Here is a 19,003-nt window from a genome sequence, read left to right on the forward strand (position 1 = left end):
CACACTTTGACTTTCCGATGGTTTTTCTCACCCGCGCTTGCTGTTACCTTATAGCGCTAAATCTGGAACCAGATAGTAATCAGTAGCAGAGGCCACTCCACATGGAGCATACCGTCGACGATCGCCCGAACACCGGGTGGCGCGTATATCTCGAAAAAAAAGTTCTCATCATGCTGGCACTCGGATTTTCGTCCGGTCTGCCCATTTTGCTGGTTTTTGGTACCCTGTCATTCTGGCTGCGTGAAGCAGAAGTCAGCCGTACTGACATTGGCTATTTCAGCTGGGTCGCGCTCGCATACGGCTTTAAATGGATATGGTCACCACTGATTGACCGCTTCCCCGTACCTGTACTGTCCAGCTTATTGGGTCGTCGCCGTGGCTGGATGGTGTTCTCGCAACTGCTGATCATCGCCTCACTGTGCGGTATGGCGCTAAGTAATCCGCAGATTGATTTATACCAGTTAGCGGTATTTGCTGTGATAGTGGCGTTTTCTTCCGCGTCGCAGGACATAGTGATTGATGCTTACCGGATAGAACTGGCAACGGAACGCTTGCAGGCCGCGCTGGCTGCCGCTTATATGACAGGCTACCGACTGGCCATGATCATGGCTGGCGCTGGCGCACTGGCTTTTGCCGCTTTATTCGGTTCAGACACCGGCTATGACCCTATCGGCTGGAAAACTGCCTATTTCATCATGGCCGGCTTTATGGCCGTCGGCCTGATCACCGCGCTTTGCATTCATGAACCAGCACGTAACGGCAAAGAAATGGATGCGCTGGAAGCGGAGATCCGCCAAAGACTGGCAGCCGGGAACATGCCGCACTGGCTGGCCCGTATGTGTGCCTGGTTTTATACCTCTGCGATCATGCCTTTTATCGATTTCTTCTCGCGCTATGGGAGAGCCGGCCTGCTGCTGCTGGCGCTGATCGGCTGTTACCGTATCTCAGATGTCGTCATGGGCGTGATGGCCAATGCTTTCTATGTTGATATGGGGTTCAGCAAAACCGAAGTAGCTTCTGTCTCGAAAATATACGGCGTAATCATGACACTGGCTGGTGCGGGCCTGGGCGGTATATTAATTTACCGCTATAACACGCTGCGGATTCTGGCTCTGGGCGCTGTGCTGGCCGCATTCACTAACCTGCTGTTTATGGCCTTTACCTATATCGGCAACAGCCTGCCTATGCTGACTTTGGTGATCTCGATTGATAACCTGAGTGCGGGCATTGCCACCGCTGCCTTTATTGCCTTTATGTCCGGCCTGACCAACGTGGCGTTCTCTGCTACCCAATATGCCCTTTTCAGCTCCATCATGTTGCTGTTCCCGAAATTTCTTGCCGGTTTTTCAGGCCTGTTTGTTGATCACTGGGGCTATAACATGTTCTTTCTGAGTACCGCATTGATCGGCTTACCTGTACTGATCCTCATCAAAGCGGTGGCGAAATACGCCCCTCATCAGAACTAAATAACCTTGTCCGGGAACTTTATCTGGCCTGAGCGTTCCAACATGTCAGGCCAGATAGCTTGCCCCTCTCCCCTCTGTTTCTATATCTGTTGATAATTTTGACTCTCAAGTTGACTTTATTTGATCTCAGTTAACTTTCCCGCATACCAGACATGGGCAATAACTGACCTATTACTCATTTAGATCAGAAAAATTACATCCAATAGCGAACAAAAAGAGATCAAAATCACTTTTGATTTTTTTTGCAATCCATTACACAAGATCAAACTCACAATCAAAAAACAACTGGTCTTTTGTTACATTCACATTAGTGACATCAAACAATACACTTCCCGCCATTGATACGGACTAGTCAAAAAAGTCCGGTGTTTTAATTCAATTAGCGAGAGTTGACGATGCGTAAATCCCTTGTTGCACTGAGTGTACTGGCAGCTTCCCTGTCTGCTGCTACAAATGCTGCTGATTACACCGACGGTAATATCCACAAGAACGACTACAAATGGTCTCAGTTCAACCTGATGTACGCATTTGACGAGCTGCCAGGCGAATCCAGCCACGACTATCTGGAAATGGAATTCGGCGGCCGTTCCGGTATCTTCGATCTGTACGGTTATGTCGACATCTTCAACCTGACCAGCGATCCAGACAGCGATAAAGCTGGTAGACCAAAAATGTTCATGAAGTTTGCGCCACGTGTTTCTCTGGATGCTCTGACCCAGACCGACCTGTCTTTTGGTCCAGTTCAAGAACTTTATGTAGCAACTTTGTTCAACTGGGATGGCAGCGCTGACGGCGTAAACAACTCTTTCGTTGGTCTTGGCTCAGATGTGAACGTACCTTGGCTGGGCAAAATCGGCCTGAACCTGTACGGCCTATATGACATGAACCAAAAAGACTGGAACGGTTACCAGATTTCGACCAACTGGTTCAAACCTTTCTATACCCTGGACAACGGCAGCTTCGTGTCTTACCAGGGCTACATTGATTACCAGTTTGAGATGAAAGAAGAGTACTCTTCTGCCAGCAACGGCGGCGTCATGTTCAACGGTATCTACTGGCACTCTGAGCGCTATGCGGTGGGTTACGGCCTGAAAGCCTACAAAGACGTGTACGGTATTAAAGACTCTGATTCCCTCAAATCGACCGGTATCAGCCACTATGTCAGCGTGACTTACAAGTTCTGAGGCTTGCCCTGAGCAACACTCTGAATCCTGCAAAGGCGCCTTCCCGGCGCCTTTGTTTTCGTTCTAACTCCTGAGACGATTTTATTCTCCTGCCAAACCCTCTCATCTGACTGATTTTCTGACTGATTTCTAAAGTTACGATCTGTATCACTCTCCAGAGCACAGATTATTTTCTTACTTCTAAGGCATCCCATCCGCAATCCACTAATCTTTTAAGTTAGACACTGTCTTTCTGTTAAGAAACAAGCCTCTTGGCAGAAGTGTTACTAAGCAATGGCAACGATAAACGATAAGTGAGAACGCCAACATGAAACAGACTCGTTTAGCTTTGGCTCTTGGAGCAGCACTGGTATGTCCCGGAACCGCTTTTGCCGCTGACTACACTGACGGCGATATCCATAAAAATGACTATAAATGGTTTCAGTTCAATCTGATGTACGCACTGGAAGAGTATCCCCGTGCGCCCAGCGATCCATCCGGTCATGACTATCTGGAAATGGAATTTGGTGGTCGGTCGGGTATTTTTGACCTTTACGGCTATGTGGATTTCTTCGATCTGACAGAAAGCGATGCCAGTGACAAGAAAGACAGACCCAAAATGTTCATGAAGTTTGCACCACGGGTTTCGCTCGATGCATTAACCAAAACCGATCTCTCATTCGGCCCGGTGCAGGAACTCTATTTTGCCACCCTGTTCAACTGGGGAGGCGGTGCGCATGACGTCAATAATTCCTTCTGGGGGATTGGCTCCGATATCATGGTGCCCTGGTTTGGTAAAGTGGGCCTGAATCTGTATGGCTTGTATGATGTCAACGCGAAAGACTGGAACGGCTACCAGATATCCACCAACTGGTTTAAACCCTTCTATACCTTTGATAATGGCTCATTCATTTCCTATCAGGGCTATATTGATTACCAGTTCGGGGCAGATGATGAGTTTAACGGCAATTCCCAGGCCACACATGGCGGGAACTGGTTCAACGGGCTTTACTGGCACTCCGATCGCTTTTCCGTCGGATACGGCCTGAAACTCTTCTATGATGTTTACCTGATTGAAGATTCAGATAGCTTTGAGTCAACCGGCCCATCCCATTATTTCTCTGTCACCTATAAATTCTGAATAACATCCGGTCCGGGTACTCAGGTATCCGGACTTTTGCTTTACCCCTTGATTTCACAGCCGCTACAATAGGCTTCAGTGATCCCTTTCCCAAAAGGCAATACCGTGAACATTACCTTAGTCGGCGCTGGCGCCATAGGCAGCCTCTGGGCAGGAGCTCTGGCCAGACAAGGCCACACCGTACACCTTTGGCGCCGCCAGACTGACAGTACCTATACGTTGAACTGGCAAGGTATTGATACGACGAATCTGGACACTTTCACCTTTTGCTGCAATCAGCCCGACCAGCTCAGCCGCAGCGATATCGTTCTGATCACAGTAAAAGCCTTTCAGGTCTCCGAGGCAATAAAGAGCATCGCCCCCTGGCTGGACGCCTCAACGCCTGTGATTGTGATGCACAACGGCATGGGTACCGAAAACGAGGTGCTGCAACTGCTGCCAGATAACCCGGTACTGTATGCAACCACCTCTCAGGCGGCGTTACGTGTCGACAGCCACAGCGTACGCCATACAGGATCTGGCCCGACCTGGCTGGGCGCTGTAAATGCAGCCGGCAATCAGTGGCAGGCACTGGCTGGGATGCTGGACACGGCTCTGGCTCCCTGCCAGTGGCATGATGATATTCACTATCCGCAATGGCAGAAACTGGCGATCAATTGCGCCATCAATCCGCTGACGGCCATCCACCAATGCCGCAATGGCGATCTGGCTGCGCCGGATTTTAGTGCCGAACTGATGGCTGTCTGCCGCGAAGTTGCGGCTGTCATGACAGCCGTCGGCTACACCACCAGCGCAGACGCTCTCTGGCAACGTACCCTGACAGTGATCAAAGCCACGGCGGCCAACTACTCATCCATGCAGCAGGATGTTGCCAACCGGCGGCCGACAGAAATCGACGCCATTACCGGCTTTCTGATTGAGCAGGCACACCACTTTCAGCTTGCCACCCCGGCGAACGTCGCCTTGTGGCAACAGATAAAACATTTGGAGCAAAACTATGGCTAATCCACAACAATCCTCAGTCCGGCCCCCCAAAGTGGCGGTCTGTATTGCCCCCGGCAGTGAGGAAATGGAAGTCATCAACACGGTTGATATTCTGATCAGGGCCGGCATGCAAGTCACCATTGCCAGCGTGGCTGAGGATGGGGCACTGGCGATGAAAGGCTCGCGGGGCATTACACTGACAGCGGACTGCCCGCTGGTTGAGATTGCGGATGAACCGTTCGACTGCGTGGTACTGCCCGGCGGGCTGCCTGGCGCAGAATATCTCAGAGACAGCACACTGACGGTTGAATTCATTAAACAGCATAAATACGACGGTAAGCTTGTGGCGGCGATCTGTGCCGCACCTGCTGTGGTGCTGGAACATCACCAGCTGTATCCGGACGCGCTGATGACGGCTCACCCGGCCTTTGTTGATCGTATTCCTGAGCACCGTCGCCGTGAAGGTCGTCGCGTGATGTTTGATGTGAACAATAATCTGCTGACCAGCCAGGCACCGGGCACTTCGCAAGAGTTTGCACTGGAAATTATCACCCTGCTGCTGGGGAAAGCAACAACCGCCAAAGTGGCAGAACCTATGGTGATGTGGCCAAGTATGAGTTATGACGTGCTTGGGAAAAGCTGATATTCCCTCCCCTTCGTAATTCGTAAGAGGAGGGAATATTCGTGGTTTCAGTCATCGCTGTACGATCCCTCCCCCTTTTCAAGGGGGAGGTTAAGAGGGGGTTAAAAGGCACAAATGCAAAGTCTAGATCGCCTCACGAACCCCACCCTAGCCCTCCCCTTACCAAGGGGAGGGAACGAAAAGCAATGGAAGATTACGGGCGATAAACCTTCACATTATCGAAACCATTTTCTTTCAAGTACAGAGCCTGTAAGCGGCTCATCACACCGCGAGCGCAATACAGCAGGTAGGTTTTATCCTGAGGTAAATCGCCAAACTGGGTCGCCAGTTTGTAAAACGGCAAATGCTTGATTTCAACCCCTTCGATATGCAGCGGGCTTTCATCTTCTTCATCCGGGCTGCGGATATCCAGCACTGTGCTGTTGCCGTCAATCTGATCCACCAACTCAATCTCAGGCGCCTGCTCCTGACTTTCTTTTTCGATGTCGCGGATATCAAGGATACGGGCTTCACTCACCACACGATCCAGCACCGCAAAATCAAACTTGGCTTCTTCGGTTTCCAGTTTCTCTTTCACCGCCTTCACGGTCGGGCTTTTCGAAATCACACCACAAAATTCAGGCATGGTCTTGGCAAAGTCTTCCGTACCAATATCACGGGCAATATTGATAATATCTTCTTTGTCCCAGTTGATCAGCGGACGAAGGATCAGCGAATCTGTCACGTTGTCGATATGACGCAGATTGGTCAGCGTCTGGCTTGAAACCTGACCCAGTGCTTCGCCGGTCACCAGTGCCTGAATACCAAAACGTTCAGCAACCTGGCCTGCCGCGCGCATGAACATACGCTTGAGCACCACGCCCATCTGGCCGTCATCAACATTTTCCAGGATTTCTGCCACAACAGGTTCAAAATCAATGGCAATGAACTTCACTTTGGCCGAAGAGCCGAATTTCTTCCACAGATAGTGAGCAACCTGCTTCACACCAATTTCGTGTGCCGGACCGCCAAGATTGAAGAAACAGTAATGCACTTTACTGCCGCGCTTGATGTGCAGATAGCTGGACACACCGGAATCGAAACCACCTGAGATCAGGCTCAATACATCTTCCTGAGTACCCAGCGGGAAGCCACCCAGCCCTTTATGGCGGGCAAGCACCTGGTTGAGTTTCTCGCCGTCCACTTCAATATTGACCGTCACCTGCGGATTTTTCAGTTGCACTTTCGCACTTTCAAAGGCCTGATTCAGACCACCGCCGACGTAACGTTCCAGCTCAATGGAGGTGAAATCGTGTTTACCAACCCGCTTGGCGCGCACACAAAAGGTTTTGCCGTCAAGCTCGTTGCCGACATGGGCCAGAGTCTGCTCGAAGATATCGTGCATATCGGTAAAACCGGTTTGTTTGACTTCCAGCACATGGTGAATCCCAGGCGTCTGGGTCAGTACGGTCAGAACCTGATCACGGAGGCTGTCGTCCTTCACTGTGACATCAATGTAGCTGCGTCGGTTGTACACAGCCACTTGATCAGACAGGCGCTGAAGGATAATGCGGATATTGCACTCCAGGATTTTGGTAAAGCGCTTCCGCACTGATTCACTCTTTACAAAAATCTCTGGATGGGGCTTTACAATAAATTTCATAACATGCTTCGCTTCACAGGGCCTAACTAAAGGCGCGGATTATACAGCAAGCAAGCGGTCGCTGAAATACAAAGGATTATCAGAAAAACGGCGATTGCAGAGATTCACAGACACGCGGTCCATCATGGCTCTTGCCCTCGCCGCCTGATGCGTGTTCGCCCTGTCAGGCGAACGCGCATCATGTCCTTATTCAGATTGTAGGCTTAATTTGACGGGACGGCAGATTCCCCTGCCGGGTCGCTGGTCAGTTCATTGGTAAAATGCGGTTTACCCTGCATGATGGCAATTTCTACCCGGCGGTTACGTTTACGTCCATCCAGGGTGTCATTGCTGTCCAGCGGCGAGGTATCTGCCAGTCCCAGCACACGCATCCGGTTATGATCAAAGCCTTGCACTTTTTCCATTTCCTGAGCAACGGACACAGCTCGCTGTGCCGACAAGTCCCAGTTGGAGCGATACAACTCTGAATCCAGACGTTGATTATCAGTATGACCAGAAACGGTAATCACGCCAGGCACGTCTTTGACCAGATCAGCCACCTGGCGCACCAGCGGACGAAATTTGGGTTGCAGAAAAGCCGACCCTTCCGGAAATGCCCCTTTTTCACGAATACGGATCACCACCTGCTGACCCAGGTTTTCAACCTCAATCAGATTTTCCTGTATTTCTCGCTCAAGGGCCGTTTGCAAGACATCAGCCAGTTGCTGCTGAGCTTGGGTCATTTCCGACTGAGTATTCTGGTTCATCTGGGTGGCGGTATGCTCGGAGCGCCCACCAGTCAGCTTACCGGCTTCGCGTTTCGTACCGCCGGCCTTATCCGATTCACCTTCATGAAAGTCCAGCGTCCGCTGCGTCATGTCAATGGTTTGCTGCATGATGACTTCAATCGGGGTGGGCTCAGGCCGCCCCGGACGAAATTCCTGTGCAATAACACTGGTGCCTTTTGGAATGTCTTTCACCTCCACCATGTTCTGCACACCAAAGGCAAATTTCAGAGAACCTGCAATTTGCTTGAACTTCAGGACGTCCAGCTCAGAAAATGACAACAGCAGCACGAAGAAACACATCAGCAGGGTCGCCAGATCGGCGAACGTTGCCATCCAGGCCGGTGTCCCTTTCTTACAATTGCATTCGGTCTCATCCATCACCAGCCTCCTTATTCATCAACGTCAGTACGGCGTTGTTTTTCATGGAGGTAATTTTTCAGAAAACCGTCAATCACACGCGGATTCTGACCATCCTGTATGGCCAGTACCCCATCAAGAATCAGGCGGCGGTTAAGGCGCTCTTCGTTTTTACGTAATGACAGTTTATCAGCAATAGGGATAGCGACCATGTTGGCCAGGATCGAACCGTATAAGGTGGTTAACAGCGCCACGGCCATGGCCGGGCCGATAGATTTCGGATCGTCCATGTTGGTCAGCATGGCGACCAGTCCCACCAGGGTACCTATCATCCCCATCGCAGGTGAAACTTCACCTAATGAGCTGAAAATACCGACACCCCGTTCATGACGCTCGTTGGTCAGCCCGATGTCTTTTTGCAATGTCGAACGCACTACGTCGGCGTCGTGACCGTCGACAAGTAAATCAATCCCTTTACGCAGGAAGCTGTTATTGACTTCCATTTCTTCCAGCGCCAGAAAGCCGCCTTTACGTGCCGCATCCGCCATTTCAACAATCTTGGCGATCAAATCTTCCGGGTCGTCTGTTTTAAACATGAAGGCTTTGGCCGCAATTTTGGCGGCGCCAAAAAACTGCGACAGGCTGTACTTCATTAATACAACAAATAATGTCCCGCCCAATACAATCAAAATAGAGGGCACATTAAAAAATATATCAAGGCTGCCACCCAGCAGCATCGCCATAATGACAAAAGCAAAGGCACCAACTAAGCCTATGAGGGTTGCCAAATCCACGGATCACTCCTCTGTAATTTTTTCTTATCAACCCAAGTAACATCAAGGATGTCCGGGTTACTCTGGCCAGCTCAAACTGGCGCTATTCTAACTTACTCACCCTGTATCGGCACCTTTGGATTTTGGTTTAGCACTGATTAACCCTTGGTTTTGTGCTCTGCTGGGAAAAACCGAACTTCCGCCTGTCATCTGTGATTGCATTCCTCTTGCAATGGGCGATAGAAAGCAGCACAGGGTATAAAAACCATAAAAATAACACTGTAATGCGCACACTTCCCTGTGCCATAATTTGACCCGGCATAGCCTGTGCGCTATTTTCCCCTCATTTTCGGGCGCACCTCCAAACGCGCTCACAACCCATCAATGGACCGGATATGGCGACTAAAAAACCAGAAAAGATGGCCTTCGAAGAGGCCATGAATGAACTCGATGTGATAGTCAACGAGCTGGAATCCGGTGATATCCCTTTAGAAGACGCGCTGAAAAAATTTGAGCGTGGCATTTCCCTGGCCCGCAACAGCCAGCAAAAACTGACCCAGGCAGAGCAACGGGTTGAGATTTTGCTGCAAGCTGACGACAATGCGCCACTAACGGACTTTGAACCGAGCGATGACTAACAGCCTTTCTCAACAACTGGCCGAGTACGCGGCCCGTAATAATGATCAGCTGGAACACTGGCTGAATCAGTTGCCCTTTACCGATCAGCCTCTGGTTCAGGCGATGAGGCACGGCACCTTGCTGGGCGGAAAGCGTGCCCGGCCTTTCCTGACTTATGTCACAGGCAGCATGCTGGGAGCGGATATCAATGATCTGGATACCCCGGCGGCGGCAGTAGAGTGTATTCATGCCTATTCGCTGATCCATGACGATCTTCCTGCTATGGATGACGACGAACTGCGTCGGGGCAAACCGACCTGTCACATTGCCTTTGATGAAGCCTCTGCCATTCTGGCCGGTGATGCCTTGCAGACACTCGCTTTTGAAATACTGGCTTCTGGCCGGCTGAGTGCTGAGGGCAACAGCCAGCGCATCGCCATGGTTCGCGAATTGGCTCAGGCTGCCGGCGCATCCGGTATGTGTGCCGGACAGATGCTGGATTTAGCTGCAGAGCACAAGCGTGTCGGTCTGGCGCAGCTGGAAACGATACACAGACACAAAACCGGGGTACTGATCCGTTGTGCGGTGCGCCTTGGCGCTCTGGCGGCCGGTGAAAAAGGGGTCGCCATCCTGCCACAGCTGGACAGGTACGCAGAGGCGATTGGCTTGGCCTTTCAGGTTCAGGACGACATTCTGGATGTGATCAGCGATACTCAGACACTGGGGAAACCCCAGGGATCAGATGCCGCTCTGGAAAAAAGCACCTACCCTGCCCTGCTAGGATTAGCAGGCGCACAGGATAAAGCTCGCCAGCTATACCAGGAAGCCCTACACGCCCTGGAAGCTATACCCTACAATACAGATTCATTAGAAGTTTTCGCCCGATACGTTATCGAGCGCAACAACTAAAACAGTATAAGCGCCGACTTGTTATGACATTGGATATTTCTAAATACCCACATCTGGCCTTAGCCAATACACCGGACGAACTCCGTTTACTGCCGGTGGACAGTTTACCTGCGCTCTGCGATGAGCTGCGGACGTATCTGCTCAACTCTGTGAGTCAGTCCAGCGGGCATTTTGCTTCGGGTCTGGGCGCCGTAGAACTGACGGTTGCCCTGCATTATGTGTACAACACACCTTTCGATCATTTGATTTGGGATGTCGGTCATCAGGCCTACCCGCATAAAATCCTGACCGGGCGTCGCGATCGTTTAAATACCATTCGCCAGAAAAACGGTTTGCACCCCTTCCCCTGGCGGGAAGAAAGTGAATATGACGTGCTATCTGTCGGCCACTCCTCTACCTCAATCAGTGCCGGCCTGGGCATGGCGATTGCCGCCGAGCGTGAAGGCGCGGGCCGCAAAGTTGTCAGCGTGATCGGTGACGGGGCCATTACCGCGGGCATGGCTTTCGAAGCCATGAACCATGCCGGTGATGTACACAGCGACATGCTGGTGATCCTCAACGACAATGAAATGTCGATCTCCGAGAACGTAGGTGCGCTCAATAATCATCTGGCACGTCTGCTGTCCGGTAATTTCTATGCCAGCATTCGCGAAGGCGGCAAGAAGGTTCTCTCAGGCGCACCACCGATTAAAGAACTGGTCCGCCGGGCCGAGGAGCACCTCAAAGGCATGGTCGTGCCAGGCACTATGTTTGAAGAACTGGGCTTTAATTACATCGGCCCTATCGACGGCCATGATGTGCAGGAGCTGGTGCGTACGATTAAAAATATGCGCAACCTCAAAGGCCCGCAATTTCTTCATATCATGACGAAAAAAGGCAAAGGCTATGCGCCGGCGGAAGCCGATCCGATCAATTATCACGCCGTACCAAAGTTTGATCTGAGCCAGAACCCGCTGCCGAAAGCCAAAGACAGCAAACCGACTTTCTCGAAAATCTTCGGCGACTGGCTATGTGATATGGCAGAGAAAGACAGCAAGCTGATGGCCATCACACCGGCAATGCGTGAAGGTTCCGGCCTGGTCCGGTTCTCCAAAGAATACCCGGATCAGTATTTTGATGTCGCCATCGCTGAGCAGCATGCGGTAACACTGGCGACCGGTATGGCTATTGGCGGTTATCACCCGGTTGTCGCTATCTACTCGACTTTCCTGCAGCGCGGTTATGATCAGCTGATCCACGATGTCGCCATTATGGATTTACCTGTGATGTTCGCGATAGATCGTGGCGGACTGGTCGGGGCTGACGGCCAGACCCACCAGGGCGCCTTTGATCTGAGCTTCCTGCGCTGCATTCCTAACATGGTGATCATGACACCGAGTGACGAAAACGAGTGCCGCCAGATGCTCTATACCGGTCATCAGCATCAGGGGCCCAGCGCAGTGCGCTACCCGCGAGGCAGCGGAACCGGTGTAACACCAGATGCCACCATGACGGCGCTGGAACTGGGCAAAGGGATACTCCGCCGCCAGGGTGAAAAAGTGGCGATCCTGAACTTCGGCACCACACTGAGCTATGCGCTGGAAGCGGCAGAAGCCCTGGATGCCACTGTTGCTGACATGCGCTTTGTCAAACCACTGGATGAAGCCTTGATTCGCGAGCTGGCCGACAGCCATGATCTGCTGGTCACGGTGGAAGAAAATGCCATCGCCGGCGGCGCCGGTTCCGGTGTGATCGAGTTTTTGATGAAAGACAAACGCATTAAGCCTGTGCTGCAAATCGGCCTGCCGGACAAATTTGTCCATCAGGGCACTCAAGCTGAACTGCATGCTGAACTGGAAATCGATGGTCCGGGCATAGAGGCCCAAATCCGCCGCTATCTGGCCAGCTGAATCGCCGGTGATAGCAAACAAAAAACGGACAGGAATATCCCTGTCCGTTTTTTTTGTTTGCCACATGTTCACTTTAACCGTTTTTCGCCTTTCCTAATCGCCTTTGCAGACTGAACACAGGGAAAATCCGCAGCACATCACCCCGCAAAACGGCAATCAGAACCAGCGTTCGAGAGAGGCCTTATCCAACTGCTTAAAGGCTCTGTCCAGCACCTGTGCCAGCTCCAGATAGCGAGGCCGCTCTTTCAGCGGCTGCATGGAATAGCCTTCACTTAAAATTTTGCCGTGTATTTCACGGCACCAGCTCGCCAGTGAGGGCGGCAAGGCTGTCCGGCTGCGTTTCCCCAGCCACAACAGGCCCTGCAACGGCATACTGAGCGCAAACAAGGCCACTGCCATCGCCAGTGGCAAACCAGAGGAATTATGAAAAGCCATCTGGCTCAGAACGCTCATCACGGCCACAGCGGGCATCACACGCACCGCAAATCGGGTGGCCCTGATATAGCGTTGTTCAGGAAACAATACAGCCAGCTCTTTGCGCATTGGCCATACCGACATGTAATGCTGGCCGTGTTGGACCTGTTTCCAGATTTTTGTCTGATTCATATCGCACCAGCCTCAACAAATACTGTAAATTTTCAAAACAAACAACAATCAATCTACCATGAATTAATTTTTAAAAATTTTTTTGTTATATCGACCAACAAGGGCTATCCTATGCACGCCTTAGGTAATTGTTGGCCGATAACCCTGTTATCGCAATAAATTAAGGATAAGTTAACTCCTCAGGTTTGCATTTCACTTCTACGGACAGAAGCAAAAATACCTGGTTTAGTCTCGCCATACACTGGGTCGACTATTCTATGGTTAACGCTTATTCAATTGAATATCAACTTTCAGACAGATTATATAGGTAGTCACTCACATGTCTAAGCTGGTTTTAGTTCTTAACTGCGGTAGTTCTTCTCTGAAGTTTGCTGTCGTCGACGCAGTATCAGGTGATGAGCACCTGACAGGTCTTGCAGAATGTCTGCACCTACCAGAAGCCCGTATCAAGTGGAAACTTGATGGTGCCAAACACGAAGCTCAACTGGGTAATGGTGCAGCACACGAAGAAGCACTGGCTTTCATGGTAGAAACTATTCTGGCTTCCAAGCCTGAGCTGGCTGAAAACCTGAAAGCGATTGGTCACCGTGTGGTTCACGGTGGCGAGAAGTTCACACAATCAGCTCTGATTGATGAAGCCGTGCTGAAAGGCATTGAAGAGTGCGCTACGTTGGCACCGCTGCATAATCCAGCACATATCATTGGTATCAAAGCCGCTCAGAAAGCCTTCCCGGCTCTGCAGAACGTTGCAGTATTCGATACCGCATTCCACCAGACTATGCCAGAAGAAGCGTACCTGTACGCGCTGCCATATAAGCTGTACAAAGACCACAGCATTCGTCGTTATGGTATGCACGGCACTTCGCACCTGTTCATCACCCGTGAAACGGCTAACCGCATGGGTAAAGCAGAAAGCGAACTGAACATCATTAACTGCCATCTGGGTAACGGCGCGTCTGTTTGCGCAATCAAGAATGGTAAGTCTGTTGATACCTCTATGGGTCTGACTCCGCTGGAAGGCCTGGTGATGGGCACGCGTTGTGGCGACATCGACCCGGCTATCATCTTCCACCTGCACGACTCTCTGGGCTACTCTGTTGACGAAATCAACACCATGCTGACCAAAGAATCCGGTCTGGCTGGCCTGACAGAAGTCACTTCTGACTGCCGTTTCGTTGAAGACAACTACGGTCAGAAAGAAGAAGCGACCCGTGCGATGGACGTATTCTGCCACCGCCTGGCGAAATACGTGGCCAGCTACACAGCGACGCTGGACGGTCAGCTGGATGCGATCACTTTCACCGGCGGCATTGGCGAGAACTCTGCCCCAATCCGTGAAATGGTGCTGAACCGCCTGAAGTTCTTCGGTATCGAAGTCGACAGTGAAAAGAACCTGAAAGCCCGTTTCGGTGGCGAAGGTGTGATCACGACAGACAACAGCCGCGTACCGGCCATGGTTATCTCGACCAATGAAGAGCTGGTGATTGCTGAAGATACAGCACGCCTGACCAACATCTAAGCAACACCAATTGGCCGACTTAGTCGGCCTTTTTCTATCAAGAATGATAATAATCGGGAGTTGCTGTCCGACAGCCTGACCTCCCTTTCTACCGTTTGCTAACAGTTTGAGGAATTGACTGTGTCACGTACCATAATGCTCATTCCGGTCGGTGCCGGAGTCGGCCTGACCAGCGTCAGCCTGGGTGTGCTTCGCGCTATGGAGCGCAAAGGCGTCCGTGTTTCCTTTTTCAAACCTATCGCCCAGCCTCGTCACGGCGGCGATCAGCCGGATCTGACAACGTCGATTATCCGTGCCAACAGCGACATGCAAATTGCTCAGCCGGTGTCCATGGCTGAAGCCGATGAGCTGATCCGCAGCGACCAGAGCGACGTGCTGCTGGAAGATATCGTTGCACGATTTAAAGAAGCCACTGAAGGCGCTGAAGTGGCCCTGATTGAAGGTCTGGTACCCACCCGCAAGCACCCGTTTGCGAACCAGATCAACTACGAAATTGCCAAGACACTGGATGCGGAAATCGTGTTCGTGGTCTCGCCGGGTACAGATAACCCAGCCCAGCTGAAAGAGCGCATTGAAATTGCCTGCTCTAACTTTGGCGGTATTAAGAACAAACACATCTCAGGTGTGATTGTGAACAAACTCAATGCCCCTGTGGATGCTGAAGGCCGCACCCGTCCGGATCTGTCTGAGATTTTCGACGGTTCTGACTCTGTGATGCCCACTCACGTTGAAGTGATGCAAGTGTTCAACTCCAGCCCGATTCGCGTGCTGGGCTGTGCACCCTTCAATGCCGAGCTGATCGCTACCCGTGCAACCGATATTGCGAAGCACCTCAATGCTGACATTATCAACCCGGGTGAAATCGACAGCCGTCGCATTAAGAGCATCACTTTCTGTGCCCGCTCTATCCCTAACATGGTTGAGCACTTCCGTCCGGGTTCACTGCTGGTAACCTCAGCAGACCGTCCTGATGTGGTTGTGGCTGCCTGTCTGGCGGCGATGAACGGTGTGGAAATCGGCGCGTTGCTGCTGACCGGTGGCTATGAACTGCCTGCTACCGTTGAAAAACTGTGCAAGCGTGCTTTCGAAACCGGCCTGCCTGTGATGATTGCCAAAGGGAACACCTGGCAGACCTCTCTGAACCTGCAGAGCTTCAGCCTGGAAGTACCGGCTGACGATAAAGAGCGGGTCGAGATGGTCAACGAGTACATGGCCAGCCACATTGATGGCCAGTGGATCGAATCCCTGAGCGAAGGTTCTGCCCGTGAACGCCGCCTGAGCCCGCCGGCTTTCCGTTACCAACTGACAGAATATGCCCGCCGCGCGGCAAAACGCATCGTGCTGCCTGAAGGTGATGAGCCACGTACAGTAAAAGCGGCTGCTATCTGTGCAGAACGCGGTATTGCTGAATGTGTGCTGCTGGGTAACCCGGCGGAAATCAAACGCGTTGCCGAACAGCAAGGTGTGGTACTGGGTGCCGGTGTTGACATTATCGATCCGGCCTCTGTGCGCGAGCAGTATGTGGCTCGTCTGGTTGAGCTGCGTAAGAACAAAGGCATGACCGAAGTGGTTGCCCGTGAACAGCTGGAAGATACAGTTGTACTGGGTACCATGATGCTGGAACAAAACGAAGTGGACGGTCTGGTCTCGGGTGCGGTACATACCACAGCCAACACCATTCGCCCGCCGCTGCAGCTGATCAAAACCGCGCCAAGTGCGTCACTGGTGTCTTCTGTCTTCTTCATGCTGCTGCCTGATCAGGTTCTGGTATATGGTGACTGTGCCATCAACCCGGATCCGAACGCTGAGCAACTGGCTGAAATCGCCATTCAGTCGGCGGACTCTGCCAAAGCCTTCGGTATTGAACCGCGCGTAGCAATGATCTCTTACTCTACCGGTAACTCGGGCCAGGGTGCAGACGTTGATAAAGTCCGTGAAGCAACACGTATTGCGCAGGAAAAACGTCCTGATCTGATCATCGACGGTCCGCTGCAGTACGACGCAGCCATCATGGAAAACGTGGCAAAATCTAAAGCGCCGGACTCACCGGTTGCCGGTAAAGCAACTGTCTTCGTGTTCCCGGATCTGAACACAGGTAACACCACCTACAAAGCGGTACAGCGTTCTGCCGAGCTGGTGTCTATCGGTCCAATGCTTCAGGGCATGCGCAAGCCGGTGAACGACCTGTCTCGTGGCGCGCTGGTAGACGACATCGTCTATACCATCGCTCTGACCGCGATTCAGGCCAAGCAGGCTGAAGAGCAAAACGCTTAAGTCTCCACTTAATCGAACGAAGAAAATACCCTGGCATCGCCGGGGTATTTTTTTTGCAGCACCCTATTCTCATTGCCAGACTATTCATAATCCGTATGCTGTGAAGTCTGAATAATTAAGGATTGCAGCAAGATACATGGATTGGTTGAATTCTCTCGGACTTTTCATTGGCTCCCTGTTTGCCAACACTTTGGCCTCTTTGTCCGGCGGCGGTGCCGGGTTGATCCAGTTTCCCCTGCTGATTTTTCTGGGCCTGCCCTTTTCCGTGGCGCTGGCTACCCATAAAATTGCCAGCGTCGCGCTGGGGCTGGGTGCAGCCGTCAAACATATCCGATCCGGTAAGCTGAACTGGTCAATGACAGGCTATGTCATTGCATCCGGTACCTTAGGCGTCATCCTGGGCGCCAATGCCATTCTCTTTGTACCGGGCCGAATAGCCGAGTCCGCCCTTGGCATCCTCATCATCGGCCTTGGCGTATACTCCCTGTATCAACCCAGCCTGGGCCAGAGCGAAAATGCACGCCGACGGGATACCAAAGGGCTGATCGCCGGCAGCTTGGGTCTGGCTGGGATTGGAGTGATCAATGGCTCGCTGACCGCAGGCAGCGGTCTGTTTGTGACCTTATTTCTGATACGCTGGTTTGGGTATGACTATAAACAGGCCGTCGCGTTAACCATGATCAGTGTCGGTTTATTCTGGAACGGCACAGGCGCGGTCGCCATGTACGCGGCAGGCGCGGAAATATTCTGGCCCTGGCTGCCGATTCTGATTGCCGGTTCATTGCTGGGAGGCTACCTCGGGGCGCATCTGGCTATCAGGCAGAGCAATAAGCTGATCAAGCGCTGTTTCGAAACCCTGACGTTTCTGATCGGGGCCAAACTGTTATTCGGAATGTGAGAATTCTTATGTCTGACAATACACCGCAAACGGCCAGCAAAGCCGTGATTGATATTTACTACTGCCGCCAGTGCAACTGGATGCTTCGGGCCAACTGGATGTGTCAGGAGCTGTTGCATACGTTCAGCGAAGATCTGGACGCCGTCAGCCTGCACCCGGACACAGGTGGCCGGTTTGAAGTCTTCTGCAATAACGTTCGCATCTGGGAACGCAAAACCGATGGCGGTTTTCCTGATGCCAAACAGCTCAAACAAAGGGTCAGGGATATTCTGGATCCCGCTCGCGATCTGGGTCATGTTGATCGCTGATCCTCGTTTTTTGACTGACGTCAAAACCGAAAGCGCTGGAAAAACAGAGAACAGCTCGCCGATTGATTATAATTTAGACAAAACAAGGATAAATTATCAGTCAGACAGGCGGACGAGACATGCATATTCTGATCACCGGCGGAACCGGGTTTATTGGCAAAGCGCTACTTCCTCATCTGAATCATGATCAGGTAACTGTTCTCAGCCGTAACCCCAACCGCGCTTATCAACGTCTGGGCCATCATATTAAAGTCATCACCAGCCTGGATTCACTGGTTAATCTGGATGAATTTGATGTGGTGATCAATCTGGCCGGTGAACCGATTGCTGATAAGCGCTGGACAGAGAAACAGAAAGAAGAGATTTGCCGCAGCCGCTGGCAGCTCACCCGAGATCTGGTGGTCAGATTGCAGGCCGGTGAGAGCCCGCCGCATACCTTCATCAGCGGCTCTGCTGTAGGCTACTACGGCGATCAACAGCACAACGGCTTTGACGAGTCACTCGATGTTAAGCGCGACGATTTTGCCCATACGGTTTGCCGTACCTGGGAGGAGCGGGCACTGGCGGCGCAGTCAGACAAAACCCGCGTGTGTGTGCTTCGCACCGGCATTGTACTGGGCAAAGGCGGCGGGGCGCTGGCAAAACTGGTCCCGCTGTACAAAATGGGCCTGGGTGGCCCGATTGGCAATGGACAGCAGTATTTCCCGTGGATTCATCTGCAGGACATGGTGAAAGGCATACTGTTTCTGATCAAGCAAACTAATGCTCAGGGCCCCTATAACCTCACGGCCCCCAAACCTGTGACCAATAAAGAGTTCAGCCAGACACTGGCCAGAGTGCTGCATCGTCCGCATGTGATGAGCACACCGGAATGGTTGTTGCGCCTCGGTATGGGAGAATCGGCCCAGATGCTGCTCGACAGCCAGCGTGCTCTGCCGGCTAAGCTGGAAGCCCATGGTTTCCATTTCTGCTACCCGGAGCTGGAAGGTGCGCTGAAAAGTGCCCTGAGCGATCAGGAAAGCCGGGTTACCCGTGTAGAGTAACCC

General features: G+C 52.0%; 17 protein-coding genes. 13 read left to right on the forward strand and 4 right to left on the reverse strand.

Going from position 1 to position 19,003, the window contains the following annotated elements; translation table 11 throughout:
• Positions 1-101: 101 nt before the first annotated feature.
• From KCG43_RS05700 to KCG43_RS05720, 5 genes are all read left to right on the forward strand, one after another.
• Complete coding sequence (locus tag KCG43_RS05700) at positions 102-1,466, forward strand: MFS transporter (protein ID WP_192014637.1); 1,365 nt, start codon at positions 102-104, stop codon at positions 1,464-1,466.
• 395 nt (positions 1,467-1,861) lie between these two features.
• Positions 1,862-2,650: an outer membrane protein OmpK gene (locus KCG43_RS05705; RefSeq protein WP_192014636.1), complete on the forward strand. Its 789-nt coding sequence runs from the start codon at positions 1,862-1,864 to the stop codon at positions 2,648-2,650.
• A gap of 307 nt (positions 2,651-2,957) precedes the next feature.
• Complete coding sequence (locus KCG43_RS05710; protein ID WP_218383809.1) at positions 2,958-3,770, forward strand: outer membrane protein OmpK; 813 nt, start codon at positions 2,958-2,960, stop codon at positions 3,768-3,770.
• A gap of 105 nt (positions 3,771-3,875) precedes the next feature.
• On the forward strand, positions 3,876-4,775 hold the full coding sequence (panE, locus tag KCG43_RS05715) for a 2-dehydropantoate 2-reductase (protein WP_218383810.1): 900 nt from the start codon (positions 3,876-3,878) through the stop codon (positions 4,773-4,775).
• Positions 4,768-5,397 carry a DJ-1 family glyoxalase III gene (locus KCG43_RS05720; protein WP_218383811.1) on the forward strand — a complete coding sequence of 210 codons (630 nt, stop codon included), beginning with the start codon at positions 4,768-4,770 and terminating at the stop codon, positions 5,395-5,397. Before panE ends, KCG43_RS05720 begins: the two co-directional genes overlap by 8 nt.
• 193 nt (positions 5,398-5,590) lie before the next feature.
• Here KCG43_RS05720 and thiI read toward each other — a convergent pair whose 3' ends face one another.
• The 3 genes from thiI to pomA all read right to left on the reverse strand — a co-directional run bounded on the left by thiI (position 5,591) and on the right by pomA (position 8,957).
• On the reverse strand, positions 5,591-7,039 hold the full coding sequence (gene thiI, locus KCG43_RS05725) for a tRNA uracil 4-sulfurtransferase ThiI (RefSeq protein ID WP_192014632.1): 1,449 nt from the start codon (positions 7,037-7,039) through the stop codon (positions 5,591-5,593).
• Between the two features lie 203 nt (positions 7,040-7,242).
• Positions 7,243-8,184: a flagellar motor protein MotB gene (locus tag KCG43_RS05730; RefSeq protein WP_192014631.1), complete on the reverse strand. Its 942-nt coding sequence runs from the start codon at positions 8,182-8,184 to the stop codon at positions 7,243-7,245.
• Positions 8,185-8,195: 11 nt separating this feature from the next.
• Positions 8,196-8,957: a flagellar motor protein PomA gene (pomA, locus tag KCG43_RS05735; protein ID WP_192014630.1), complete on the reverse strand. Its 762-nt coding sequence runs from the start codon at positions 8,955-8,957 to the stop codon at positions 8,196-8,198.
• A gap of 374 nt (positions 8,958-9,331) precedes the next feature.
• Here pomA and xseB point away from each other — a divergent pair, with 374 nt between their 5' ends.
• The 3 genes from xseB to dxs are packed head-to-tail and all read left to right on the forward strand — an operon-like array spanning position 9,332 to position 12,352.
• A complete protein-coding gene (xseB, locus tag KCG43_RS05740; RefSeq protein ID WP_192014629.1) occupies positions 9,332-9,574 on the forward strand; it encodes an exodeoxyribonuclease VII small subunit in 243 nt (80 codons plus the stop codon).
• Complete coding sequence (ispA, locus tag KCG43_RS05745) at positions 9,567-10,463, forward strand: (2E,6E)-farnesyl diphosphate synthase (RefSeq protein ID WP_218383812.1); 897 nt, start codon at positions 9,567-9,569, stop codon at positions 10,461-10,463. Before xseB ends, ispA begins: the two co-directional genes overlap by 8 nt.
• 23 nt (positions 10,464-10,486) lie before the next feature.
• Positions 10,487-12,352 carry a 1-deoxy-D-xylulose-5-phosphate synthase gene (gene dxs / locus KCG43_RS05750; RefSeq protein ID WP_218383813.1) on the forward strand — a complete coding sequence of 622 codons (1,866 nt, stop codon included), beginning with the start codon at positions 10,487-10,489 and terminating at the stop codon, positions 12,350-12,352.
• Between the two features lie 156 nt (positions 12,353-12,508).
• On the opposite strand, the gene yfbV is transcribed toward dxs, so the two are convergent.
• Complete coding sequence (gene yfbV / locus KCG43_RS05755) at positions 12,509-12,958, reverse strand: terminus macrodomain insulation protein YfbV (RefSeq protein ID WP_192014626.1); 450 nt, start codon at positions 12,956-12,958, stop codon at positions 12,509-12,511.
• A gap of 319 nt (positions 12,959-13,277) precedes the next feature.
• On the opposite strand from yfbV, the gene KCG43_RS05760 reads away from it, so the two are divergent.
• From KCG43_RS05760 to KCG43_RS05780, 5 genes are all read left to right on the forward strand, one after another.
• Positions 13,278-14,477, forward strand: coding sequence for an acetate kinase (locus KCG43_RS05760; RefSeq protein WP_192014625.1), 1,200 nt, complete (start codon positions 13,278-13,280; stop codon positions 14,475-14,477).
• Between the two features lie 120 nt (positions 14,478-14,597).
• Positions 14,598-16,751: a phosphate acetyltransferase gene (gene pta / locus KCG43_RS05765; RefSeq protein ID WP_192014624.1), complete on the forward strand. Its 2,154-nt coding sequence runs from the start codon at positions 14,598-14,600 to the stop codon at positions 16,749-16,751.
• 136 nt (positions 16,752-16,887) lie between these two features.
• Complete coding sequence (locus KCG43_RS05770) at positions 16,888-17,649, forward strand: sulfite exporter TauE/SafE family protein (protein ID WP_218383814.1); 762 nt, start codon at positions 16,888-16,890, stop codon at positions 17,647-17,649.
• 8 nt (positions 17,650-17,657) lie between these two features.
• Positions 17,658-17,957, forward strand: coding sequence for a SelT/SelW/SelH family protein (locus KCG43_RS05775; RefSeq protein WP_218383815.1), 300 nt, complete (start codon positions 17,658-17,660; stop codon positions 17,955-17,957).
• A 119-nt stretch (positions 17,958-18,076) separates the two neighbouring features.
• A complete protein-coding gene (locus tag KCG43_RS05780; protein WP_218383817.1) occupies positions 18,077-19,000 on the forward strand; it encodes a TIGR01777 family oxidoreductase in 924 nt (307 codons plus the stop codon).
• Positions 19,001-19,003: the final 3 nt, after the last annotated feature.

Source organism: Photobacterium sp. WH24, assembly GCF_019204055.1.
Classification (GTDB): domain Bacteria; phylum Pseudomonadota; class Gammaproteobacteria; order Enterobacterales; family Vibrionaceae; genus Photobacterium; species Photobacterium arenosum.